At 69.6% G+C, this 22196-nt stretch carries 23 protein-coding genes and 1 pseudogene; 13 read left to right on the top strand and 11 right to left on the bottom strand.

The window, feature by feature from the left end; translation table 11 throughout:
* Nucleotides 1–134: 134 nt before the first annotated feature.
* On the top strand, nt 135–1367 hold the full coding sequence (locus J8403_RS30170) for a cytochrome P450 (protein ID WP_211125929.1): 1233 nt from the start codon (nt 135–137) through the stop codon (nt 1365–1367).
* A gap of 53 nt (nt 1368–1420) precedes the next feature.
* Here J8403_RS30170 and J8403_RS30165 read toward each other — a convergent pair whose 3' ends face one another.
* The gene (locus tag J8403_RS30165; RefSeq protein ID WP_211125928.1) at nt 1421–2164 is read right to left on the bottom strand and encodes an SDR family oxidoreductase; all 744 of its coding nucleotides are present in this window, start codon (nt 2162–2164) and stop codon (nt 1421–1423) included.
* Between the two features lie 99 nt (nt 2165–2263).
* Here J8403_RS30165 and J8403_RS30160 point away from each other — a divergent pair, with 99 nt between their 5' ends.
* The gene (locus J8403_RS30160) at nt 2264–3151 is read left to right on the top strand and encodes a LysR family transcriptional regulator (protein WP_211125927.1); all 888 of its coding nucleotides are present in this window, start codon (nt 2264–2266) and stop codon (nt 3149–3151) included.
* 5 nt (nt 3152–3156) lie between these two features.
* Nucleotides 3157–3756 (top strand): HD domain-containing protein, encoded by a 600-nt coding sequence (locus J8403_RS30155; RefSeq protein ID WP_211125926.1) that lies wholly within the window; start codon nt 3157–3159, stop codon nt 3754–3756.
* Nucleotides 3757–3854: 98 nt separating this feature from the next.
* Here J8403_RS30155 and J8403_RS30150 read toward each other — a convergent pair whose 3' ends face one another.
* The 3 genes from J8403_RS30150 to J8403_RS30140 all read right to left on the bottom strand — a co-directional run bounded on the left by J8403_RS30150 (nt 3855) and on the right by J8403_RS30140 (nt 7771).
* Nucleotides 3855–4484: a superoxide dismutase family protein gene (locus tag J8403_RS30150; RefSeq protein ID WP_211125925.1), complete on the bottom strand. Its 630-nt coding sequence runs from the start codon at nt 4482–4484 to the stop codon at nt 3855–3857.
* Between the two features lie 99 nt (nt 4485–4583).
* Nucleotides 4584–6683, bottom strand: coding sequence for a bifunctional glycosyltransferase 87/phosphatase PAP2 family protein (locus J8403_RS30145; protein ID WP_211128501.1), 2100 nt, complete (start codon nt 6681–6683; stop codon nt 4584–4586).
* A gap of 272 nt (nt 6684–6955) precedes the next feature.
* Nucleotides 6956–7771 carry a helix-turn-helix domain-containing protein gene (locus tag J8403_RS30140; RefSeq protein WP_211128500.1) on the bottom strand — a complete coding sequence of 272 codons (816 nt, stop codon included), beginning with the start codon at nt 7769–7771 and terminating at the stop codon, nt 6956–6958.
* 165 nt (nt 7772–7936) lie between these two features.
* On the opposite strand from J8403_RS30140, the gene J8403_RS30135 reads away from it, so the two are divergent.
* Complete coding sequence (locus J8403_RS30135; RefSeq protein ID WP_211125924.1) at nt 7937–8341, top strand: DUF2000 domain-containing protein; 405 nt, start codon at nt 7937–7939, stop codon at nt 8339–8341.
* Between the two features lie 48 nt (nt 8342–8389).
* Nucleotides 8390–8716, top strand: a complete 327-nt coding sequence (locus J8403_RS30130; RefSeq protein ID WP_137965536.1) for an antibiotic biosynthesis monooxygenase family protein — start codon at nt 8390–8392, stop codon at nt 8714–8716.
* Between the two features lie 68 nt (nt 8717–8784).
* Here the strand turns inward: J8403_RS30130 and J8403_RS30125 are convergent, their stop codons facing one another.
* Nucleotides 8785–9477, bottom strand: a complete 693-nt coding sequence (locus J8403_RS30125) for an SDR family oxidoreductase (RefSeq protein ID WP_211125923.1) — start codon at nt 9475–9477, stop codon at nt 8785–8787.
* 252 nt (nt 9478–9729) lie between these two features.
* On the opposite strand from J8403_RS30125, the gene J8403_RS30120 reads away from it, so the two are divergent.
* Nucleotides 9730–10659, top strand: a complete 930-nt coding sequence (locus J8403_RS30120) for a helix-turn-helix transcriptional regulator (RefSeq protein WP_211125922.1) — start codon at nt 9730–9732, stop codon at nt 10657–10659.
* 150 nt (nt 10660–10809) lie between these two features.
* Complete coding sequence (locus tag J8403_RS30115; protein ID WP_211125921.1) at nt 10810–11286, top strand: hypothetical protein; 477 nt, start codon at nt 10810–10812, stop codon at nt 11284–11286.
* A 43-nt stretch (nt 11287–11329) separates the two neighbouring features.
* On the opposite strand, the gene J8403_RS30110 is transcribed toward J8403_RS30115, so the two are convergent.
* A complete protein-coding gene (locus J8403_RS30110) occupies nt 11330–11878 on the bottom strand; it encodes a GNAT family N-acetyltransferase (RefSeq protein ID WP_211125920.1) in 549 nt (182 codons plus the stop codon).
* 182 nt (nt 11879–12060) lie between these two features.
* Here J8403_RS30110 and J8403_RS30105 point away from each other — a divergent pair, with 182 nt between their 5' ends.
* The 3 genes from J8403_RS30105 to J8403_RS30095 all read left to right on the top strand — a co-directional run bounded on the left by J8403_RS30105 (nt 12061) and on the right by J8403_RS30095 (nt 14587).
* Nucleotides 12061–12663 (top strand): hypothetical protein, encoded by a 603-nt coding sequence (locus tag J8403_RS30105; protein WP_246586057.1) that lies wholly within the window; start codon nt 12061–12063, stop codon nt 12661–12663.
* A gap of 20 nt (nt 12664–12683) precedes the next feature.
* Entirely contained in the window at nt 12684–13874 is a 1191-nt protein-coding gene (locus tag J8403_RS30100) for a sensor histidine kinase (RefSeq protein WP_211125919.1), read from the top strand.
* Nucleotides 13875–13957: 83 nt separating this feature from the next.
* The gene (locus J8403_RS30095; RefSeq protein ID WP_425519909.1) at nt 13958–14587 is read left to right on the top strand and encodes a response regulator transcription factor; all 630 of its coding nucleotides are present in this window, start codon (nt 13958–13960) and stop codon (nt 14585–14587) included.
* Between the two features lie 205 nt (nt 14588–14792).
* On the opposite strand, the gene J8403_RS30090 is transcribed toward J8403_RS30095, so the two are convergent.
* Entirely contained in the window at nt 14793–14978 is a 186-nt protein-coding gene (locus J8403_RS30090) for a hypothetical protein (protein WP_211125917.1), read from the bottom strand.
* Between the two features lie 147 nt (nt 14979–15125).
* Here J8403_RS30090 and J8403_RS30085 point away from each other — a divergent pair, with 147 nt between their 5' ends.
* Complete coding sequence (locus J8403_RS30085) at nt 15126–16322, top strand: helix-turn-helix domain-containing protein (protein ID WP_211125916.1); 1197 nt, start codon at nt 15126–15128, stop codon at nt 16320–16322.
* Nucleotides 16323–16535: 213 nt separating this feature from the next.
* On the opposite strand, the pseudogene J8403_RS30080 reads toward J8403_RS30085, so the two are convergent.
* Together J8403_RS30080 and J8403_RS30075 are read right to left on the bottom strand one after the other, a co-directional pair.
* Nucleotides 16536–17083 (bottom strand): annotated as a pseudogene (locus J8403_RS30080) (GNAT family N-acetyltransferase).
* Between the two features lie 71 nt (nt 17084–17154).
* Entirely contained in the window at nt 17155–17757 is a 603-nt protein-coding gene (locus J8403_RS30075) for a TetR/AcrR family transcriptional regulator (protein WP_211125915.1), read from the bottom strand.
* Between the two features lie 123 nt (nt 17758–17880).
* Here J8403_RS30075 and J8403_RS30070 point away from each other — a divergent pair, with 123 nt between their 5' ends.
* Nucleotides 17881–18285, top strand: coding sequence for a Dabb family protein (locus J8403_RS30070; protein WP_211125914.1), 405 nt, complete (start codon nt 17881–17883; stop codon nt 18283–18285).
* Nucleotides 18286–18370: 85 nt separating this feature from the next.
* Nucleotides 18371–19285, top strand: coding sequence for an NAD-dependent epimerase/dehydratase family protein (locus J8403_RS30065; RefSeq protein ID WP_211125913.1), 915 nt, complete (start codon nt 18371–18373; stop codon nt 19283–19285).
* Between the two features lie 19 nt (nt 19286–19304).
* On the opposite strand, the gene J8403_RS30060 is transcribed toward J8403_RS30065, so the two are convergent.
* Nucleotides 19305–20612: a sialidase family protein gene (locus J8403_RS30060; protein WP_211125912.1), complete on the bottom strand. Its 1308-nt coding sequence runs from the start codon at nt 20610–20612 to the stop codon at nt 19305–19307.
* A gap of 112 nt (nt 20613–20724) precedes the next feature.
* Nucleotides 20725–22044, bottom strand: coding sequence for a phosphatase PAP2 family protein (locus J8403_RS30055; protein WP_211125911.1), 1320 nt, complete (start codon nt 22042–22044; stop codon nt 20725–20727).
* Nucleotides 22045–22196 lie beyond the last annotated feature (152 nt).

The raw sequence follows: 22196 nt of genomic DNA, 5'->3' as shown, positions 1-22196 counted from the left end.
TTGAGCGGACCAGGAGCGGCACCAATCCCCCGAAACAATGGCCGCGTTCTCTCTTGCGACTTGTAGAACCCGTTACTACGTTGCGGACACTTCTGATAGGCCGTCAGATCTCCCGTCAGATCTCTGGAGTGGCCATGTCCTGTCCAGCGCTCCCCGAAGGCTTTGACCTCACCGACCCCGACCTCCATCAGCACCGCGTGCCACTCCCGGAGCTCGCCCGGCTGCGGCAGACCGCCCCGGTGTGCTGGATCCCCCAGCCCCACGGCATCGCCGGCTTCGGCGACGACGGCTACTGGGCCGTCACCCGCCACGCCGATGTCAAGGAGGTCTCCACCCGGCCGGAGATCTTCTCCTCCCACGCCAACACCGCGATCATCCGCTTCAACGAGCACATCCAGCGGGACCAGATCGACGTCCAGAAGCTGATCATGCTCAATATGGACCCGCCCGAGCACACCCGGGTCCGCCAGATCGTCCAGCGCGGCTTCACCCCGCGCGCCATCCGCGCCCTGGAGGACGCCCTGCGCGACCGCGCGGAACGCATCGTGGCGGGGGCCCGGGAGAGCGGCAGCGGGGACTTCGTCACCGATGTCGCCTGCGAACTGCCGCTGCAGGCGATCGCCGAGCTGATCGGCGTCCCCCAGCAGGACCGGTCCAAGATCTTCGACTGGTCCAACAAGATGGTCGCGTACGACGACCCGGAACTGGCCATCACCGAGGAGATCGGCGCCGAGTCGGCCATGGAGCTGATCTCGTACGCCATGAACCTCGCCGCCGACCGCAAGGCCTGCCCGGCCAAGGACATCGTCAGCCGGCTGGTGGCCGCCGAGGACGAGGGCAATCTGGGCTCGGACGAGTTCGGCTTCTTCGTGCTGCTGCTCGCCGTCGCCGGCAACGAGACCACCCGCAACGCCATCAGCCACGGGATGCACGCCTTCCTCACCCACCCCGACCAGTGGGAGCTGTTCAAGGCCGAGCGCCCGGCCACCGCCGCCGACGAGATCGTGCGCTGGGCCACCCCCGTGATGTCCTTCCAGCGCACCACCACCCAGGACACAGAACTGGGCGGACAGCGCATCGAGGCGGGCGCGCGGGTCGGGGTCTTCTACTCCTCCGCCAACAACGACCCGGAGGTCTTCGACCGCCCCGAGGACTTCGACATCACCCGCGACCCCAACCCCCATCTGGGCTTCGGCGGGGGCGGACCGCACTTCTGCCTCGGCAAGAGCCTGGCGGAGCTGGAGATCCGGCTGATCTTCCAGGCCGTCGCGGACACCCTCCCGGACATCCGGCTCGCGGGCGAGCCCCGGCGGCTGCGCTCGGCCTGGCTGAACGGGATCAAGGAGCTGAGGGTGACCTACACATGAGGTGTTCCCCGGCCTGAGGTCCGGGGATCCCTCACCTGGAGCGGGTTCCTCACCTAGAGCTGCGAACCTCCGCCGTCGACCGGGAACTCCGTTCCCGTCGAGAAGGTGGCACCGAACGCCAAGTACGCCACCGCGGCGGCCACTTCCTCGGACGACCCCAGCCGCTGCATCGGGATGGTGCTCCGGTAGGTGTCCTTCATCGTCTCGAGGACGTCGGCGGGGACGGAGCGGTCCAGGATGCCCGTGTCGATCGGACCGGGGCTCACGGCATTGACCCGCACCTTGCGCGGCAGCAGCTCGCGGGCCAGCGTGCGCGTCATCGACCGCAGGGCCGCCTTGCTCGCCGAGTAGACACTGAGCGCGTCGACGCCCAGGACGTTCACCACCGACGTGGTGAGGACCACGCCGCCGCCCTCGCGCATCAGCGGCGCCAACGCCTGCACCGTGAAGTAGGGGCCCTTGGTATTGATGCCGAACAGCGCGTCGTACATCTCCTCCGTCGTGGAGTCGAACGGCGCGGACGCGGTGACGCCGGCGTTGACGAACAGCGCGTCCACCGCGCCGAACCGCTCCTGGACCGTGCCGGCCAGCGCCTTGATCTCTTCCAGGGACGCGGCGTCGCTGCGGACGGCGATCGCCTTGTCCCCCAGCCGCTCCAGCGCGGTGTCCAGGGTGGACTGGGTGCGGCCGGTGATCAGTACGTGTGCCCCGCCGTCCGCGAACAACCGGGCCGCGGCCAGGCCGATACCGCTGCTTCCGCCCGTGATCACGATCTTCTTGCCGTCATAAGTGGTCATGCCCGTAAGCCAAATATCCACCGGCACCGCCTGTCCAAGACCTGTTCCGCATGCCGCCATGCCCCAGGCGTATGACGGCACGCGACGTACGCTGGGCGAATGGACGTCGATCTGCGGCTCGTGCGCTATTTCACGGTCGTGGCGGAGTGCGGCAACTTCGGCCGGGCCGCCATCAGGCTGCATCTGGCGCAGCCGTCGCTGAGCCGCCAGATCCAGCGGCTGGAGGCTCAGCTCGGGGTCCGGCTCTTCGACCGCTCACCGCAGGGCACCAGCCTCACCGACGCCGGCCGGGCGTTCCTGCCCGGGGCCCGGACACTGCTCCAGGAGGCCGAGCGGGCCGCTCGCACCGCCAGAGCCGCCGTCCAGCCCCGTACCATCACCGTCGGCTGCGCCGAAGGACTGGTCATCACCGCCTGGGTGCAGGAAGTGCGCCGCCGGCACCCCGACGACCGGATCCGCACCCGGCACCTCGACTGGCGGGACACCCGCGCCCTGGCCGAGGGACGGATCGAGGCCCTCGTCGCGTACCGGCCGCTGCCCTTCCCCACGGACGGCTTCCGGGTGACGAAGCTCCATGAGGAATCGCGGGTACTCGTCACGTCGGCGCGTCATCGTCTGGCGCACGAGAAGGCCGTCAGCCTGCGCGCTCTGTCGGACGAGGAACTGGTGGCCTGCGCCAGCAGTCCGGTGATCTGGAGCACGCCCAAGCCGGTCGGCGGCCGCCCGGCCCCACCCCCGCCCGCGATCGACGACGGCTACGAGGACAAGCTGGAACTCATCGCCACCGGCCACTGTGTCGCGATCTTCCCGGCCGGCGATCGGCGCGCCGCCGTGCGCGAGGACATCGCCCTGGTACCCGTCATCGACATCGATCCCTGCGAGGTCGTGCTCGTCACGCGCGCCGACGACCCCGACCCGCTGCTCGGATCCCTGGAAGACGCCGCACGTACATTGCTCGCCACAACCCCCCGGACGCGGGCACACTGACCGCCATGAGCGAGATGTACGGTCCGCACGGCGCGGCGGCCGATCGGCGAAGACTCTTCGACTTCATAGCCCTGACCGCCCGCCTTCGTGACATCGAGCGCGCCAACAAGGCCACCCCGGAGCGCAAGGAAAGCGTCGCGGAGCACTCCTGGCATCTGGCGATGGTGAGCTGGATACTGCACGGCGAGTTCGAACGCGAGGCCGGGCAGCGGCTCGACCTCACCAAGATGCTCAAGCTGTGCCTGATGCACGACCTCGTCGAGATGGACGCGGTGGAGCGGGGCGCCGGGGGCGGTGAGCCCGCGCGCTTCGCCTCGCTGCCCGCGCCGCTCGGCACCGAACTGCTGGCGCTGTGGCGGGAGTACGAGGAGGGCCGTACGCCCGAGGCGTGTCTGGTGCGCGGGGTGGACCGGCTCAACCCCACCCTGATGCGCTGTCTGACCGGCCAGGGCTGGGGCGATATGGCCACCGACAGCCACGCTCCCGTGGACGCCGAGGCGCTGGACCGGCTGCATCTGCCACGGGTCGCCGTGAGCGAGACGCTGCGCGCGCTGTACGAGGAGATCAGGAACGCCTCGGTGGAGGGCGGGCTGCTGCCACCCTGAGTCTTACCCGGGCTCACGCTGGCCTTGAACCCGCCGCCCCACCGGGCGCCCCGGAACGCCGCTACCTGAACGGCAACACCGCTACCTGAACGGCACCGCTACTTGAACGGCACGTTGACGCACGCCACCCGGGCTCCGGCCTGGCCGGCCTTGCCCTGCGTGGTGCCCGTCGCATGCTTGTGGATCACCACGGAACGGGCCTCCCCGGGCCTGAACTGCCACTTCTCCCAGGATTTGGCCCAGCCCTTACCGGCTCCGTTGGTGGTGACATCCAGCCAGACCTCGTTGTGCGGGTTGGCGTACTTCGGATTGGTCGAGGGCTGCTTGGGATCCTTCTTGTTCTGGTAGTGCGGCCCCGAGGAGTCGGGCGTGGTGCCGCACGGCTTCGTATGGACATGGATCCCGTAGTGGTGGTGGGCCGCGAGGCCGCGCACGCTGAGGAACACGAACGTGCCCTTGTGCATCATGCGGTGGCCTTGGCCTTCTCCGCCCTCATGGTGCTTCATGCCCTCGCCGCCCACGCGCAGCTCGGCGATGAACACCGTGGCCGACGTCGGCACCAGCGACTTGTCGTAGGTCACCGCATCGGCGGTCTTCGCCTGCGACGCGGGCTGGAACTTGTCGTGCACGAAGACGAAGGGGTGCGGCGGCGCGGCGGCCGCGGGGGTCGCTATGGCCATCGAAGCGCCCATCGCGACCGCCGCGGTGACTGCCTTCACCAGGGACATCGTTGATCCCTCCTCGGTCGGGGTCCCCGCTCCCCGTCTCGATTCCCGGATCCCCCCGCTTAACGCTCTTTCACGCCTTTCCGCCCCCTTCTCACCACGCTAGACCCGCTGGTCATGGCGCTCAACGCGAGCCTGTCCCCCTTTCGGGGGCCCGTCCGCGGCGTCGGACCGATCCTTCCCGGCGGACTCGGCGCCGGCCGGCTCCACGTCGTCGTGCCCACCGCCGCGCTGCCGCACCAGCCCCGGCACCAGCCCCCTGGCCCGGGCCATCGCGGCGCCCATCGCCGCCGACAGCGGTGGCGCCTCCTCGCGCGGGCGCTTGCCCACGCCGAGCAGCACGTACTGCAGCCCGAACCCGGCCGAGACGATGGCCGCGCCGCCGATCGCGTCCAGCACATAGTGGTTGGCGGTGCCCACGATGACCGCCGTCGTCAGCAGCGGGTACAGGATGCCGAGCACCTTCGCCCATACGTACGGCGCCACGATCGCGATGACCACCCCGCACCACAGCGACCACCCCACATGCAGCGAGGGCATGGCCGCGTACTGGTTGGACAGCTTGGTGAGGGCGCCGAAGTCCGGGTTGTTCAGATCCTGCGGGCCGTGCGCGGTGTCCACGTACCCGAGCCCCATCAGCCGCGGCGGGGCCAGCGGGTAGAGCCAGAAGCCGACCAGGGCGAGCATCGTGGCGAAGGCCAGCGGCGTACGGGCCCAGCGGTAGGTCGCCGGGCGGCGCAGATACAGCCAGGCCAGCAGGGACAGCGGGATCAGGAAGTGGAAGGTGCTGTAGTACCAGTTCATGAAGTCTTTGAGCCATGAGGTGTCCGCCACGATGGCGTTGAACCAGTGCTCGATGTCGATGTGCAGCCAGCCCTCGAGGGTGAGCACCTGGTCGCCGTGGCCCTCGGCCACGCTGCGCTCGTCCGGGGCGTGGGCGCGGATCCAGGAGTAGGCGAAGTAGCCGACGCGGATCAGCATCAGCTCGAGCATCAGGTTCGGGCGGGACAGCGGCCGCTTGAGGAAGCGCAGCAGCGGCACCCAGGCGTAGCGGCTCCTGGCCGGCTCGGCGACCGGCGTCGGCTCGGGGTCGTCCCATCGCGGCGAGGTGCGGGAGTGGAACGGCACCACACAGGCGGCGGCGAGCGCGGCGAGAAGCGGCGCATTGTAGCCGATATGTCCGAGAATCTCGATGTCGGGCAGCAGCGCGGTACGGCTGAGCGACATCACCAGCACCACCAGCACCGGCCACACCAGCCGGTCGGAGCCGCGCCGCCCCACCCGGCCGACCACGGCCAGCAGGATCCACAGCTGCTGGTGCTGCCAGGAGGTGGGCGAGACCGCGAGCGCGACGCTGCCGGTGATGGCGGCGGCGAGCAGCAGCTGCCCGTCCTTCGCGTAGTGCACGGCGCGCCGCAGGCCGATCACGGCGACGGCGACCGCGAGCACGGCCAGCAGCGCCAGCTCGCCCGGGCCCTCGAGACCGATGCGCAGCAGCAGCCCGTGCAGCGACTGGTTGGCCAGGCTGTCGGCGGGCGCGCCGAGCCCGGCGCCGCCGATGTGGTGGCCCCAGTACGTCCACGAGTCGTGCGGCATGGCCGCCCAGGCGAGCGCGGTGCACCCGGCGAACGTGGCGCCCGCGAGCGCCGCGGCCCGGCGCCGGCCGATGAGCCACAGCACGACGGCGAACAGCAGCAGCGCGGGCTGCAGCGCCGCGGCCACCCCGATGAGCACACCGGCCTGCCGCCCGGAGGTTCTGGGCAGCACGGTGAGGACGACCAGCAGCACCGGGATGATGCTGGTCTGGCCGAGGGTGAAGGTGTTGCGCACCGGAAGCGAGAGCACCAGCAGGCTGATGGCCAGCGGCGCGGCGATCAGCGCGGTGCGGCGGGAGACCGGACCGGGCAGCGCCCGGGCCACGACCAGCCCGAGGACCACGACCAGCAGCAGGGTGCCGAAGGTCCAGGCGACGCCGAGGCTCTGCTCGGCGGCCCGGGTCAGCGGCTTGAGGACGAGCCCGGAGAACGGGGTGCCGGTGAAGGAGTCCCCGTCGTACAGCGACCCCCTGACATGCAGCACACCCTCTTCGCCGATCCAGGTCTCCAGGTCGGTCAGCCGCTCGTCGGGGGGCAGCCGCAGCACCGCCGCCGCCTGACGGACCGCCAGCACGCCGGCCAGGAGCCACAGGGCGACGAGCCCCATTCTGGCCCGTGACGTCCGCGCCCCGACGGCACCGGGGCCCGGCCCCGTGTCCGGGTTTCTCCCCAGTCCGCTCCGCTCCACGTTCGCCACGCCCTGCCGCTCCCCCACTCGCCCTCTTCACCTGTCCTGGATGTCTGAAGACCCTACTGAGCCCACTACTCAGACGCCGAACACTCCCACTTCACCTGACCGTCGTCCGAGGTTGTCCGAAAGATGTCAGGCTTTGGCAGGGTGCTATCGCTCCGCGTGAGTCCGTACGGTCCGGCCCAATTTCACCAGGGCTGCGGGGTGCGCCGCGAATCGGGACCCGCCGCGCGCTGAAATGTTCCCGGCGTCACTCCGAAGCACCGCACGAACCACCGGTGGAAATGGCTCTGGTCGGCGAACCCCGCCTGGGCCGCGGCCTCGGCGGCGCTACGGCCCGCCACCAGCAGCCCGCGCGCCCGGCGCAGCCGAAGCTGCCGCTGGAAGTCGCTCGGCGCCATCCCGTACGCCGCGCGGAAGGCCCGGTAGAGCGCGAAGCGGCTGCATCCGGCGGCCTCCGCGAGCCGCGCCGCCGGGATCTCCTCCAGGTACTCCTCCTCCAGCAGCGCCCGGGCCCGCCGCGCGGCCCGCGCCTGCTCGCCGCTCCCGCCCGGCAGCTCCCGGGCGCGCAGCGGCCCGGTGGCCCCGCGCCGCACCAACGCCCCGACGGCCGCCGTCAGCCGCTCGTCCCGCACCAGCGGACCGGCGCCGCCGACCAGCGCGGTGTGCAGCCGCAGCAGGGCGGGGACCAGCACGGGATCGGAGACCACCGGCCGGTCGAACAGCGGCAACGCCGCCCGGTCGGCCGCGCTGTCGGCCACATCGGCGAGGACGTTCCGCATCACATCGGGACCCATATGGACGATGCGGTACTTGTAGCCGAGCTCGGCGGCCGCCTCCCCGTCATGCGGATCGTCGGGGTTGAAGACCATCACCATCCCCGCCCCGCTGGTGCGCAGCGCACCCCGGCACCGGAAGCGCTGGGCGCCGATCTCGGTGACGGCGAAGGAGTAGGCGTCATGGCTGTGGGGATGGAAGCGATGGCTGAAGAAGTGGGCGTGCATGGCCTCCACGGCCCGGTCGGGATCGCGCCAGTACCGGGCCCAGTCCTCGGGCCCCCGCTCCCCTTCTCCTGCCACACCCACGCCCCCATTGTGCCGTCACGGTCGTGACCGCCCCCGCACCAGCGTTCAAGACCGCGGGCCGGGATCGTGGCGAGACTGCCGTCCATGCGTTTCGACACCAAGATCGCCGTCATCGTCCGTACCGACCTCGCCGACTGGCAGAAGCTGAACGTGACCGCGTTCCTCTCCAGCGGCCTGGCGCACGCCACGGACGAGATCGTCGGCAAGCCGTACGAGGACGCCTCGGGCAATGGCTACCTCCCGATGTTCCGCGAGCCGGTCCTCGTCTACGCCGCCGACGCCCCCGCCCTCACCCGCACCCACGCCCGCGCCCTCTCCCGCGACCTGCCGACGGCCCTCTACACGGAGGAGCTCTTCGGCACCAACAACGAGGACGACAACCGCGCGGCGGTCCGCGCCGTCGACGCGCTGAACCTGGTCGGCCTCGCCGTCTACGGGCCGCGCGGCCAGGTGGACAAGGTGACCAAGGGCCTGAAGCTGCACGGCTGAGGGTGAGGCACCGCCGGGACGCGGCATCGGCTACGGCAAGATGGGGCCATGAGCGTAGTCAAGATCAATGTGCTGACCGTGCCGGAGGAACAGCGCGAGGTGCTGGAGAAGCGCTTCGCGTCGCGCGCCGGGGCCGTGGAGGGCTCCGACGGTTTCGAGTGGTTCGAGCTGCTGCGCCCGGTCGAGGGGACCGACCAGTACCTCGTCTATACGCGCTGGCGCAGCGAGGAGGACTTCCAGGCGTGGATGGAGGGCCCCATGAAGGCGGCCCACCAGCGCGGCGGCGAGGACGCCCCCCAGCAGAAGCCCGCCGCGGCCGGCTCCACCCTGTGGTCCTTCGAGGTCGTCCAGCAGGCCGCGCCCAAACAGGGCTGAACCGGGCCCCTGACGAACCGTCGCCGGTCCCCGGGCCCAGGCCCGGGGGCTACGGTTTCGCGCCGCGGTCAGGCGGGCTGGCCCATGGGCCGGATGGTCAGGGCGTTGAGGTCGATGCCCGCCGGCTGGTCGAGGGCGAGGCAGATGGCCTCGGCGATGGGCTGGGGAGGCAGGGCGAAGGGGGGAACGCTCGCGCCTTGCCAGAAGGGTGTGTCGATCATGCCGGGGTTGACGAGAGTGACCCCGATGCCGCGGGTCGTGGCGTGCAGGCGCAGGTTCTCGGCGAGTCCGGTGGTGGCCCACTTGGTGGCCGAGTAGAGATTGGCGGGAGAGTTCTTCAGCCCGGCGACGCTGCCGATGAGCACCAGCCGTCCGCCAGTGGCCTCGAGGTGGGGCAGGGTGGCATGGGCCAGCAGGGCGGGGCCGAGGACGTTGGTGAGGACCATGGGCGGCCACAGTGTCGGGTCGCCGGCCCCGATGGAGTCACCGGACATGAATCCGGCGTTGGCCACCGCCGCGTCCAGGGCACCGAAACGCTCCACGGTGCGGGTCACGACCGACTCGGTGGCCTGCCAGTCCGCCGCGTCCGCGACAAGACCCAGCAGCCGGTCGGGGTGGCCGGCCTCGTCGAGGAAGGTCTTCAGTTTGCTCTCGTTGCGGCCGGTGACCGCCACACGGTGGCCGCGGTCGAGGAGCAACCGCGCGGTGTGGGCGCCGATACCGCTGGTCGCGCCGGTGATCAGTACGGTCTTGCTGGCCATGGTCATGCTCCTGAGGTGTGGATGGGGGACGGCGGACACGGCGGACACGGCGGATGGCGGCCCGCGATGGACGCGATGCCCGCGATGAAGGAGTGCCGTTCAACTCCGCCGAAGTGCCGTTCACGTCCGCCGAAGTGCCGTTCAACTCCGCCGACCCCATGAAACCGGCGCCGTCAGAGGCGGGGAAGGTCGTGTTTATGGGGGGTATAAGCACAACCCCTCTATCGGCCGGACCATGGGTACCCTGGGCGAATGGAGCCTCCGTCCGAAAACCACACCGGTGATCCCACCGACAACCGTTCGGACATCCGCGACTTCCTCATCAGCCGACGCGCCAAGCTCGCCCCGGAGCGGGTCGGACTGCCCACCGGCCGACGCCGCCGGGTTCCGGGACTACGGCGCGAGGAGGTCGCGGCCCTCGCCGGCGTGAGCACCGAGTGGTACACACGGCTGGAGAAGGGCCACATCGGCGGTGTCTCCGAGGACGTGCTGGAAGCGGTCGCCCGGGCATTGCTCCTCGACGAGGACGAGCGCACCTACCTGCTCGATCTGGCCAGAGCGGCTCGCCCCGCTCGCCGCAGGTCGCACCGCCGCAAGGACGTCACGATCCCGTCCCCCGTCCAATGGATGGTGGACTCCATGACCATGGCTCCCGCCTTCGTACGCAGCGGCCGTTTGGACATCATCGCGAGCAACGCGCTGTGCAGGGCCCTGTATTCACCGATGTTCGACAGCGACACCACCGGCGACCGGGGCTGCGCCAACTTTCCCCGTTACTTCTTCCTCGACCCCGGCTCCTCCGACTTCTTCGTCGACTGGGAGGAAGGCGCGAGGGCCACGGTCGCCGTGCTCCGCGCCGAAGCCGGACGTGAACCCCACGACCGGGCCCTGCGCGAACTCATTGGCGAACTGTCCACGCTGAGCTCCGACTTCCGCACCATGTGGGCCAGTCACGACGTCCGGATCCATCACGAAGGCGTCAAGCGGCTGAACCATCCCGAAGTCGGCCGTCTGGAGATGACCTTCCGCTCCCTGGAACTGCCCCTGCCTCAACGGGCCGTCCACGACCTGATCATCTACGCGGCCGAGCCCGGCACCGCCTCGGAGGACCGCCTCAAACTCCTCGCCAGTTGGACAGCACCGCAGACCTCACCTACGGAACCGATCCGCCCGCCCCGCTGACCTCACGCGTTCATGAGGACCGTGCGGGTGGCACGGCGCCCGTGTCGGCGATCCGTCCTGGTCACAACGGGTATCGTTCGCCATCACCTTGGCCTGGGCCATCGACGCTGCGATCGTTGCTGTGGGTCGCACACTCACACGGAGGCGTCGATGAATCCGCATGATGACGACAGCTCGCGAGCGGTCTGGAACGGGTCCCAGTCCAGCCGTTGGATGCTCGCCGTCGGCGTGATCCTGGGAGTAGGACTGATCGCCTTGGCCGTCGTCGACGCGGAATACCGGGCCGTCGGCCTGGCCCTGCTGCTCGCGGCGGCCGCGTTCCTCGTCACGGGGGCCATCAAGGTCACCGTCTCCCCACGCGGCGTCACGGTGGCCTCAGCGCTCGTCCCCTTCCTGCGGCAGAACATCACGATGGACCGGATCGAGCGGGCCACGGCGCGGTGGACCAGCCCCCTGGAGATCGGCGGCTGGGGCTACCGGTGGAAGCCGGGGGTGCGGGCGGTCTCGCTCCGGAAGGGCGACGCGCTCTGGCTCGAACTCACCCGCGGAACCCGCTTCGTCATCACGATCGATGACGCGCAGACGGCGGCGGAACTGGTCAACCGATACCTTGCCCGCAGGCCCTGAGGGCCATTGGCCCCGCTGCGCGCCCCTGACGGAACGACCCGGCTCAACCGGACGGCGTGACCGCGGACCACACCCCGAACCACTGCTCGGCGCCGTACTCCTCGAACCGCTCCACCTCGGTGAACCCCAGCTTCGCCGCGAGGCGCATCGAGCGGTCGTTGGCAGTCTGGGTGCAGAGCACCACCGGCTCCCCGGGAAGCGCGCCGGCGAACCAGCCGAGCGCCGCCGCGCACCCCTCGGCGGCGTACCCGCACCCCCACGTCTCCGGCAGGAACACATAACCGAGTTCGGCCTCCCCGGCATCCGGACGGAGGTGCCCCGGACGCTCCGCATCGCGCCGATCGAGCGTGATCATGCCGATCATCGCCCCGTCGAGATCGACCACGAACCGGCCAGGGCGCCGCCCGGGCACCTCGGGCACCGCGGCTTCGAGTTCCTCACGCGATCGAGGGCCACCCAGATGGGTGCGCACCTGCGGCGACGCGAACAGCTCGATGAACGCGGCCCGGTCCCGCGCCTCGGACTCCCGGAGGACGAGCCGTTCGGTCCTTATCGGGACAGGTGGCCAGGCGACGGGTCCGAGTCCAGTCATGGCGGGCAACCTATCGCACGCCCGTGAGCGCGATCCGGAAGGGAAGGCCCAGCGATGTCGTGCTGGTGCGCCCAACGACTGCCGCTCCCGTGAGTCCGGGAGATCACCGGCTGACCGGACTCCACCCATAGTTCCACCCGTGGGTCCAGGCGCGTACGGGCCCGTGCCAGCAGCCTTGAGGCATGACAACGACTGACTGGATCACCGACATCGCCCTCCTCCTCGTCGTCTTCCGGCAGCTGCGGGAGGGCCGCCTCGACGCCAAGTCGTACGTGATCCCCCTGGGAATCGTGGCCTTCGTCGCGCGCAGCTACCTGAACACCGTGCCCACGGCCGGCAACGACCTGGTGCTGATCGGCACGCTCGTCGCCATCGGCGCGGCCCTCGGCGTCGCGGGCGGCGTCTACACCCGTATACGCAAGGTCGGCGCGCATCTCTTCATCAAGGCGGGCGCGGTCTCCGCGACCCTGTGGGTGCTGGGCATGGGGGCGCGGATGGGCTTCCAGCTGTGGGTCGACCACGGCGGCGCCGACGACGTGGCCCGCTTCAGCCTGGCCCACCAGATCACCACGGGGGACGCGTGGGTGGCCGCGTTCGTGCTGATGGCACTCACCGAGGTGGTCACGCGGCTGGCCACCATATTTCTCCGCGCCCGCATGGTCACCCGCGAGCAGCGGCGGCCTGCCGTGGACGGACAGGCCGCGGCGGACGGACGGGTCGCGGCGGACGGACGGGTCGCGGCGGACGGACGGGTCGCGGCCGTCGCCGCGGACCGGACGGTCTGAGTACGGGTTATCGTCGCGCCGTGTCCGCTTCCGACGATCCCCCAGCCTCCGGGCCGGCTTCCGAACGGGAGCCCGGCCCTCGGGTCGTGCTCCGGCACGACGTCTCTCTCCAGTGGGCCGTCACCCTGCTGATCATCGCCATCGCGGTCACCACCGTCCGGCCGGTGGGCGTCAGCGGCCGCGGCCTGGCCGTGGCTGCCCTGCTGGTGGTCAACTCCGTCGCCCTGCTGGCCAGACACCTGCCGCCCGACTTCCCACGCCGGGCCGCGCTGGTCTGGCTGACCGCCGGTGTCGTGGCGTGCGCCGGCCTGCTCGAGGTGTGCGACAAGGGCTCCGGTTACCTCTTCGCCTACTTCCTCGTCGGCCACGCCGGCTACCGCCTCCCCCTCAAGCCGGCCCTGGCGGTCGCGGCCCTGTCCAGCCTGCTGTGCGGCGCTGTCTTCTATTTCTACGTCGGCCCCGATCACCAGGTGATGACGTGGACCTTCGGTCTCAGCACGGGTGTCCCGGTGGTGGCCGGAATCCTGGGCCGCAGCAAGCAACAGGCAGTGGAGGCCAGGCTCCAGGCCGCCGAGTCCGCCGAGCGGGCCGCGCGGGCCGAGGTGCGAACGGCCGTGCTCACCGAACGCGGCCGCATCGCCCGCGACGTCCACGATGTGCTGGCGCACTCGCTGGCCGGGATCAACATGCACCTGGAGCTGGCGGACGCCTTGATGGACACCGGCGACCTGGAGAAGGTCCGCGCGGCGCACAACAAGGCGCAGAGCCTGGTCAAGGAGAGCCTGAAGCAGGCCCAGTGGACCGTGCACGCGTTGCGCGAGGACTCCCTTCCGCTGCTCGAGAGCCTGACCGCCATGATCGAGTCGTCCGGCCACCGCGAGGTGCTCACCGTCACCGGGGCCGTCCGAGAGCTGCCGGCACAGGTCACCCAGAACGTGCTGCGCATCGTGCAGGAGGCGCTGACCAACGCGGCCCGGCACGCCCCCGGGGCCGAGATCGCGGTGGAGCTGACGTTCGACGCCGCCTCGACCAGCCTCGCCGTCCGCAACGGGCCCGCGACCGGTGAGGCCACCGCGGGTGTCGGCAGCGGCATGGGGCTGATAGGAATGCGCGAACGCGTCGCCCTGCTGGGCGGCACCCTCACCGCGGGTCCGCTCACCGAGGGACCGGACCGGGGCGGCTGGCAGGTGGAGGCAGTGATCCGAGGATGACGACGAACGAACCGGCCCAGGAGCCACGGAACCCGCAGGCCCCGCAGGACCCGCAGGACCCGCTGACCGAGCGCTCGCTGAAGGTGATCGTCGCCGACGACCAGGCCACCGTCCGCGAGCCCTTGGCCGCGGTGCTCGACATGACCGAGGACATCGACGTCGTGGCCGCCGCCGCGGACGGTACCGAGGTGCTCGCCGCCGTGGCCGCCACACCGGTCGACGTCGTCCTGATGGACCTGCGCATGCCTGTCATGGACGGCACCGAGGCCACCCGCCGGCTGAGCGAGGAACACCCGGGAACGGCCGTGGTCGTGCTGACCACCTTCGCCGACGACGACTCGATCCTGGCCGCCCTGAGCGCCGGCGCCCGCGGCTATCTGACGAAGAACGCGGGGCGCCAGGACATCGTCCGCGCGATCCGGGCCGCCGCCGCGGGACAGTCCGTACTCGACCACGAGGTGCAGAACCGCCTCCTGGCCACCGTCCGCACGCGCCCGCAGGCCGACACGCAGCCGCTCCCCCCGGACCTCACCCGCCGCGAACGCGAGGTGCTGACCCTCATCGGCCAGGGCCTGCCCAACCGGGCCATCGCCGAGAAACTCTTCATCAGCGAGGCCACGGTCAAGACCCACATCAACAACCTGTTCGCCAAAGCCGGCATCCAGGACCGCGCCGACGCCGTCCGCCGCGCCATCGCGGCCGGCCTGGCCTGACCCGGGCCCCGCCAGGGGTTTCGTGTTGACCGTCAGCGCGGCTGACGACCGGTCACGTGCGCCGGTACGCATCGGGCGCACTCGCACGGCGGCCACACCGACGTCTCGAGCGGCATCAGGGGCTCGGTGGACCTGACCACGCGGGTCGGCCCGTAGGTCTTTCCACTGTCCCGCGACACTCGCAGCGTCATCGTCGTGCGGTCCTTCACCGGGCCGCCTCGCCGTGGAGCAGGCCGTCGTGGTGCCGCTGGAGTTCGATGAGACAGGCGGTCGCCCGCTTGTGATCCCCGTTGCGCCGTGCTTCGGCCTGCTGTCGTAACAGCGCCCCGCACACATCGCAGCCGTCGTTGGGCGTGTTCGCGGGTGGGGTGGCTGGGCTAGTGTCCGACACGTTGTCGCTCCCGTTGGCGATGGCCATGCCCCCGGGCCGGTCGCACGGTCGCGGGGGTCCTTACGTACGCCCAAGACAACCGCGAATGCGTGGTCGCGGTTGGTGATCGCTTGGTGACTGCGCGGTGACAGCCGTACTCTGGTCACCATGAGCTGCGGGGAGTTCAGCCAACGAGTTCGCGACCTGCTCCGTGACCGGGACATGAGTGTTCGGGCGGTCGCCCGCCAACTGAACTACGACCACGCCTATCTGTCCCGCGTGCTCTCCGGGAAACAGCAGCCGTCCACGCAATTCGTCACGGCACTGGACAATCTGTTCAAGACGAACGGGGAACTGGCCGAAATCGCGGTACGAGTAGCACCGCCGACCGTTTCACCGGAAGCTACTGAATCTCCGGCCATCACTGATCGGATACTGACACTCAACGAGGCACGCGGAACCGACTTCGTCCAGGCCATCCGGGAGACTTCCCGTCGGCTGGTCGTCCTGGACAACGAACTCAGCGGAGTATCCATCGCCGAGCCCGCAGGCCGAGCATTCAAGGTCGTGCATCGGCGGCTCGGGGCCGGAGACTACGACCCCCGGTACGAGCGCGACATTCAGTCGGCCGCCGCAGAACTCGCCGAAATAACCGGCTGGGCTCTGTTTGACGCGGAAAGAGACGGCGCCGCCCGGCGCTTCAACCAAGAGGCGCTGTTCCTCGCGAATCTCTCGGGGGACCGCTCCATCGCACTGCTGACACTGCAGAACATGGCGATGCACAGTGAATGGCGCGGACGGAACCAAGAGGCGCTGGCCATTGCCCGGTCGGTGCTCAACCGAAGGCGGCTCTCCCCGCGCGTCGAGGCGATGTTCCGCATGCGTGAAGCGAAGGGATTGGTCGGCACGGGACGTACGTCGGAGGCCATCGAGTCGCTTCAACGCGCCCGGTCGCTCATCGAGGACGGTAACGACGTCGGCGAACCGGACTGGTCATGGTGGTTGACCGACAGGGAGATTGACGGCCACTGGGGTCACACACTGCAGATCGCAGGTGACGTACAGAAAGCCATCCAGCGGCTACTGCAATCCGCACAACCAGGGCATGGCGTCGGGACCGGCTACGCAAGTATGTCATCCGCACGGCTCGCACAATGCCTGCTGGACGTCCGTGCCTGGCGCGACGCGGAAGACGTCGTCAGCTCCCTGGTCACCGCCGCACCCGGCATCTCCTCGGGGCGGACCCTCCGCCTCATCGGTCATGTCGCCGAGCAGCGCGAAAGGCTGAACGGCGCACCGACAAGCCTTACGGACACTCTTGAGCGCTTGTCAGAAAAGCTCGACGAGGATCCATTCACGCTGTAACACGTGAACGGCGCCCTGTGGGCACGACGGGGGCTGCCCATGGAGCGAGAGAACAGGGGGCTTACGCTCTGGCGATTGGCCATCGACGCTGCGATCGTTGCTGTGGGTCGCACACCATCACGGAGGCGTTGACGAAGCCGCATGATGACGACAGCACGCGAGCGGTCTGGAACCGGTCCCAGTCCAGCGATTGCCACAAGGACCATTGACCGCTCAGCCGGACGGTGTGACCGCGGACCACACACCGAACCACTGCTCGGTGTCCCAGGCTTGGAACCGCTCTACCTCGGTGAACCCCAGCTTTGCCGCGAGCCGCAGCGAGCCGATGTTGGCGGTCTGGGTGGTGAGCACCACCGGCTCGCAGGGAAAGAGGCCGCCGAACCAATCGAGTGCGGCCTCGCACGCCTCGGCGGCATACCCAAATCCCCACGCCCGCGGCAGGACAGGTAGCCGAGATCGGCCTTCCCCGCAGCAGCCGAGCGACGATGCTCCGTTGCCCTCCTGAGCAGGATCTGGCCGATCATCGCCCCGTCGAGATCAACGACGAAACTCCCCGGCCACCGTTCGGGCACCCCGGGCATCTCACGCTCAAGCTCGTCACGCGGCCGGGGGCCGCCGAGGTACGTGTGCACCTCCGGCGACGCCAGCAGGTCGATGAACGCCGCCCGGTCCCGGGCCTCGGACTCCCGGAGCACGAGCCGTTCGGTCCTTATCGGGGCAGGTGGCCAGGCGACGGGCTCGCGGTCATGCGGGCAGTCCACGGTGTATCACCCTCCCTCTCCAGCTCTTTCGTCCTTGCGGGGTCTCGCGTTGAGCCGGCTTCGGTGCCGGACTACCCGTTCCCCGGCGCCTCAGTCCGCCAGCCGAGAAGGATCGCGCGGAGCCCTTGCTCGGCGAGTCGCCGGGCGCGCTCGTTGCTGATGGTGCCGACGGAGCCGAGCGATGCGATGCCGTACAGGGTGCCCCAGATGATCTCGCATGCCTCGTCGGGGTCGGCCAGGACCACGTCGTGGGTGTCGGACCAGGTGGTGAGCAGTTCCTTGAGGAGGCCGATGGCCGGTTCCGCGGCGCGGCGGCGTTCGTTCGCGCCGACCGTGGTGCCGTTCATGACTTCGTAGAGGTGCGGATGCTCGCCGGCGAACCGGATGTACTCGGACGCGATCCGCATCATGCGCCGGTCGATATCGGACTCCTCGGCAGCCTGCCGGAACTCGGCCAGCATCAGGCGGTGGCCGTGGGCGGCCAGCTCCAGTACGAGTGCGTCCTTGTTGGCGAAGTGCTGATAGACGACAGGTGCGGAGTATTCGATGTCGGTCGCGATGCGCCGGATCGTGAGCGCTGCGGCGCCGTCAGTCTCAAGGACATGCAGCGCGGCCTCGATGATCCGCTCGCGGGTGCTCGCCCGTTCACGGGCCCGTCTTGTGCTGCTGGGCATGCCCCGTCTCTTACCTCCGTTGATGTCCTCGAACAGTATCTGCCGTCCTTGACGACACCGTCACGGCGTAGCTATCTTAACGACGTTAGGAAATATAACGCCGTTAGGAAAAAGGTACTCGGCATGCTCTACCACATCAACCGGGCCACGATGAAGCCCACCGCGGCACGCGAGCAGATCGAGGCAGCACTGGAGAGCTGGCGCGAGCAGGGCCGCTCGAATCCCGCGGTCAAGTCCTTCATCGTCGGCCGCGACCACGGCGGCGACTACGAGTACAGCGCGGTGTTCGTCGTCGAGGACCTCGACGGACTCTTCGCGTATCTGACTCACCCGACCACCTACCAGACCGACCACCTCGGCCTGAACCTGGTCGAGCGACTCGAAATTTTCGACGTCAGCGACGACGACGATCCCGAGCTGGACGCGAAGATCCAGGAACTGCACCGGCGCCGCAACGAGCTCGCCCCTGAGGTCGCGGGAATGCTCGCCGACGTGCCCGCCTACTCCGGCTCCGGCGTGAATGACTGACCGAGATCCAACCCCTCGTCCTGGGCGCGACAGTGCCCCCAGGACGTCCGCCAAAGATCATCCCTGTCCAGGAGAAGTGCCTGTCATGGCCGATCATGTTGTCATCGGCGCCGGCTCGATCGGCTCGAACGTCGCCCGCCTGCTCGCCGAGCGCGGCGAGGGCGTTCGCATCGTCACGCGCAGTGGCTCAGGCCCTGAGCACCCGCTGATCGTGCGGGTCGCCGCGGACGCCTCCGACCCGGCCCGCCTGACCGAGCTGTCCCGCGGCGCAAAGGTGATCTACCACTGTGCCAATCCGCCCTCGTACACCATGTGGGAACACCTGTTGCCGCCGTTGCAGACGGCGGCGATCGCCGCCGCCAAGGCGCATGATGCCGTCCTGGCGCTCACCGGCAGCCTCTACGCCTACGGCCGGCAGCCCGGCGGCCGGATGAACGAGCACACTCCCATGGCCGCCACCGGGCGCAAGGGCCGCCTGCGCAAACGGATGTGGGAACAGGCCCTCGCCGCCGGTATCCGTACCGTCGAAGTCCGCGGCTCCGACTACATCGGTAAGGACGCGACAGGCATCTACGCCATTTTCATCGAGCCGGCTGTGCAAAAGGGCCGCGCTGCCTGGATCACCGGCCACCTGGATATGCCGCACACCTTCACCTTCAACGGCGACATGGCGCACGCCCTGGTGGCGCTCGCCCAGGATGAACGCGCGTGGGGCCGGGCCTGGCACGTTCCGTCCCCGCCCGCCGTCACCATTCGCGAGCTGGCCCGGCGTTGCACCGACGCCGCGGGCCGGCCACCGGCCAAGCTGATCCAGATGCCGCGCTTCGTGATGCGTACAGCGGGGCTGGTCCTGCCGATCGCCCGGGAGGTGGCCGAGATGGACTACCAGTGGTACGCGCCGTTCCACATGGACGCGACGGAGACGGCTGACACCTTCGGCCTGACCGCCACCGACCTTGACACCGCCATCCGCGACCAGGTCGGCGCGATCAGAAATTGAGGATGCCGCTTCGACGAGGTCATGTGCCCTGCGTGGCGTGGTATGGCCGGCACACTCCCCCGTCGTAGTCGGTCGCGATCTCCAGTACCTCGCGCCCGTCGGAGGAGGGCAGCAGGCTGGAACTGTAGTTGGGGCAGGAGTCCAGCTTGTCGGATGTCACGGCGACGGGGGCCGGGATCTCGCGCCAGGCACCGTCGCCGCCCTTGCTGTTGGTCCAGATCGTGCGGCCGCTGCCCTCGGCCCTGCTGCCGTCCGCGTTGTACATCGCCTGTCCGATCAGCAGCAGCTTGCCCTGCGGATTCCCCGCCTCCGGTGCCCAGGCCAGGGTCGGGGCGTGCTTGAAGTACTTGCCGTCGGCCGTCTCGGGCCGGGTGCCGAGGTTGGTGGGGTTGCCCCAGTCCCATCCGTCGGGAGAGGTGCGGTAGTGCACGACGCAGGAGAACTTGGGGTCCTCGGAGCAGATCTCGTACGTCATGACGTACGTGCCGTTCGGCAGCTTCCGTACGACCGCCATCCCGGGGCGGTCGGAGGCCGGGGTGCCGGCGACGGTGTCGTGGAGGCCGCTCCATGAGACGCCGTCCCGCGAGCGTACGGCGACGAGCTTCTGGCTGTGGCGCGGATCGGTCTCGTCGGAGTAGTGGCAGACCAGGTTCCCCTCCGCGTCGATGGAGAACTCCGGCTCCCACAGCCCCTTGGTGTCCTCGGCGGTGGCGACCGTGGACAGATGGGACCACTTCCGCCCCAGGTCGGTGCTCTTGAACACCTCGATCGTCATACGGCGCCCGGGCGTGTCCTGCCCGAAGGAGGCGGCCCACAGCAGGGTGCCGGCCGGCATGTCACCGACCTGTTGCGGCAGCTCGTAGAGGGTCGCGCAGCACAGCCCCCGGCCGGCGGCGGACTTGGGGTCGGCCACGGTGCCCACCTGGCGGAAGCTGGATCCCCCGTCCGTGCTCTCCTGGATGGCGCCGATGCCGTTGCCGCCGTCGTGGACGACGGTCGAGGCCAGCACACGGCCGTTGTCCTTGCCGCTGTGCTGCAGACGGATCGCCCGGGGGTAGAGGGCCCCGCCGTCGCGCAGCGGCGTGGGGGCCGTCTTCCGCAAGGACCCCGCGTCGCCCGCCCCGCTCTTCGCGGACGCGTCGGGGGAGCCGGAGTCCTGGGAGCCGGAGGCGCTGGAGGACGCGGCCTTGGTGTCACCGCTGGTGTCACCGTCCTGGCAAGCGGTCAATCCGAACGCGGCGACGGCGGCCACCGCGACGGCGGCGACTTTACGCGCGTGATGCCGTGCGGCGCGGGGCGCGGTGCGGTGTGCGGTGCGGCGGGACATGTGTCTCCCCCCTTTGTCAGCAGGTGGTCCCGGCCTTCGGGCCCTGTAATCACCAGGCTGCCTGCCGCCGCTTGTGATCCACTGCTGACCGGCTAACGCCTCGCTAACCCCCTCACACCAGCTCGGGCTGCGGCTCCGGTTGCAGTGCCGGTGCGGCCTTCGGTTCCCACAGCCTGGTGGTCCGCACATAGCCGTGGATCACTGAGCCCATCGCCAGCAGGAGAAGCGGTCCGAACAGCCACGGATGTCTGGCCATCTCCATCGGCAGATAGCGATAGGAGACCAGGAGCGCGGCGAAAACCGTCGTGCCATGAGCGACCAGCTGGATCGCGGACCGGTCCCAGCCACGTGCGAGCGCGCGCAGCGCGGTCTCGATCGTGAGGGTGAACACCACGCCCGCGATGAGATCCACGCCGTAGTGGTAGCCGAATCCCAGCGTCGCGCCGAGCGTGGCGACCAGCCAGAACGTGCCGGCGTAGCGCAGCGGACGGGGGCCCTGGCGGGAGTGAATGAAGATCGCGGTGGCCCACGCCGTGTGCAGGCTGGGCATGCAGTTGCGCGGGGTGATCTCGTCGAAGGGCATCGGGTGCGGGGGGTTGACCGGCGGCAGCGTGTTCGGCCAGATGTCGGCCAGCGCCCAGTGCCCGCCGTCGGCGCCGTAGGCGAAGACCGGGCCGACCACCGGGAAGATCATGTAGACGGCCGGCCCGACGAGGCCGATGACCAGAAAGGTGCGCACCAGATGGTGGCGCGGGAAGCGGCGCTCGGCCGCCACGTGGCGCAGCTGGTACATCGTGACGACGACCGCGGCCACCGCGAGCTGGATATAGACGTAGTCGAGAACATGGGCGCCGATCGGGCCGGTGGCCTCGACGATCCGGCCCACCACCCACGAGGGGTTGCCCAGCGCCTGATCGGCGGTCGCCACGTACTGGTCGAGCACCGTCGGGCGGGTCCTGGACGTGATGAGCAGCCAGGTATCGCCCGTCTTACGACCGGCCACCAGCAGCAGGCCCAGCCCGACGCCCTTGAGCAGCAGGGCGCGTTCCCGGCCGGTGCGGCGGGTGAGGGCGATGACCACACAGCCCAACATCACCCACAGCGCGCCGTTGCCGAAGGGGTGGCCCTCGGTCAGCTTCGCCCCGACCGCCCACCGCACCAGCAGGAAGACGACGTCGATGCCGATCGCGGCGCCGAGGGCGATGAACCGTTGCCGCCAGGTGAGCACCACCATCATCAAGGCCATCCCGGCGTACAACAGGAAGCCCGACTTGGGTGGCAATACCACCTCTTGCACCTGATTGGTGACCGGCCCCGGCAGGCCGTAGCGGCGCGCGGTGATCTCCAGCGCGATGAAGAATCCGAGGGCCACCACACCCGCCGCGGCGTACAGCATCGCCCGTGGTCGACGCCACGTGGTGAACGCAGCCATGCGGCTTATCCGGGAAATCACCCGCGATGCTATAGGTATCAATGCTTTGGCCGATTTGCTAGATGTTGGGTATGGGTCACCCTTCGTACCGGATAGCGCCGTTTTCCGGCGATGGGCGGACGATGGGGGTTCTCGTCGTGGGGGTCCGATCA

The organism is Streptomyces yatensis (genome assembly GCF_018069625.1).
In the GTDB taxonomy this organism is placed as follows: domain Bacteria; phylum Actinomycetota; class Actinomycetes; order Streptomycetales; family Streptomycetaceae; genus Streptomyces; species Streptomyces yatensis.
This window is presented reverse-complemented; position numbering and strand designations above follow the sequence as displayed.

Bases quoted from the DNA above. Each gene is read 5' to 3' on its own strand.
- J8403_RS30170 (WP_211125929.1), top strand. From the start codon at position 135: ATGTCCTGTCCAGCGCTCCCCGAAGGCTTTGACCTCACCGACCCCGAC.
- J8403_RS30165 (WP_211125928.1), bottom strand. From the start codon at position 2,164: ATGACCACTTATGACGGCAAGAAGATCGTGATCACGGGCGGAAGCAGC.
- J8403_RS30160 (WP_211125927.1), top strand. From the start codon at position 2,264: ATGGACGTCGATCTGCGGCTCGTGCGCTATTTCACGGTCGTGGCGGAG.
- J8403_RS30155 (WP_211125926.1), top strand. From the start codon at position 3,157: ATGAGCGAGATGTACGGTCCGCACGGCGCGGCGGCCGATCGGCGAAGA.
- J8403_RS30150 (WP_211125925.1), bottom strand. From the start codon at position 4,484: ATGTCCCTGGTGAAGGCAGTCACCGCGGCGGTCGCGATGGGCGCTTCG.
- J8403_RS30145 (WP_211128501.1), bottom strand. From the start codon at position 6,683: ATGGGGCTCGTCGCCCTGTGGCTCCTGGCCGGCGTGCTGGCGGTCCGT.
- J8403_RS30140 (WP_211128500.1), bottom strand. From the start codon at position 7,771: ATGCACGCCCACTTCTTCAGCCATCGCTTCCATCCCCACAGCCATGAC.
- J8403_RS30135 (WP_211125924.1), top strand. From the start codon at position 7,937: ATGCGTTTCGACACCAAGATCGCCGTCATCGTCCGTACCGACCTCGCC.
- J8403_RS30130 (WP_137965536.1), top strand. From the start codon at position 8,390: ATGAGCGTAGTCAAGATCAATGTGCTGACCGTGCCGGAGGAACAGCGC.
- J8403_RS30125 (WP_211125923.1), bottom strand. From the start codon at position 9,477: ATGGCCAGCAAGACCGTACTGATCACCGGCGCGACCAGCGGTATCGGC.
- J8403_RS30120 (WP_211125922.1), top strand. From the start codon at position 9,730: ATGGAGCCTCCGTCCGAAAACCACACCGGTGATCCCACCGACAACCGT.
- J8403_RS30115 (WP_211125921.1), top strand. From the start codon at position 10,810: ATGAATCCGCATGATGACGACAGCTCGCGAGCGGTCTGGAACGGGTCC.
- J8403_RS30110 (WP_211125920.1), bottom strand. From the start codon at position 11,878: ATGACTGGACTCGGACCCGTCGCCTGGCCACCTGTCCCGATAAGGACC.
- J8403_RS30105 (WP_246586057.1), top strand. From the start codon at position 12,061: ATGACAACGACTGACTGGATCACCGACATCGCCCTCCTCCTCGTCGTC.
- J8403_RS30085 (WP_211125916.1), top strand. From the start codon at position 15,126: ATGAGCTGCGGGGAGTTCAGCCAACGAGTTCGCGACCTGCTCCGTGAC.
- J8403_RS30075 (WP_211125915.1), bottom strand. From the start codon at position 17,757: ATGCCCAGCAGCACAAGACGGGCCCGTGAACGGGCGAGCACCCGCGAG.
- J8403_RS30070 (WP_211125914.1), top strand. From the start codon at position 17,881: ATGCTCTACCACATCAACCGGGCCACGATGAAGCCCACCGCGGCACGC.
- J8403_RS30065 (WP_211125913.1), top strand. From the start codon at position 18,371: ATGGCCGATCATGTTGTCATCGGCGCCGGCTCGATCGGCTCGAACGTC.
- J8403_RS30060 (WP_211125912.1), bottom strand. From the start codon at position 20,612: ATGTCCCGCCGCACCGCACACCGCACCGCGCCCCGCGCCGCACGGCAT.
- J8403_RS30055 (WP_211125911.1), bottom strand. From the start codon at position 22,044: ATGGCTGCGTTCACCACGTGGCGTCGACCACGGGCGATGCTGTACGCC.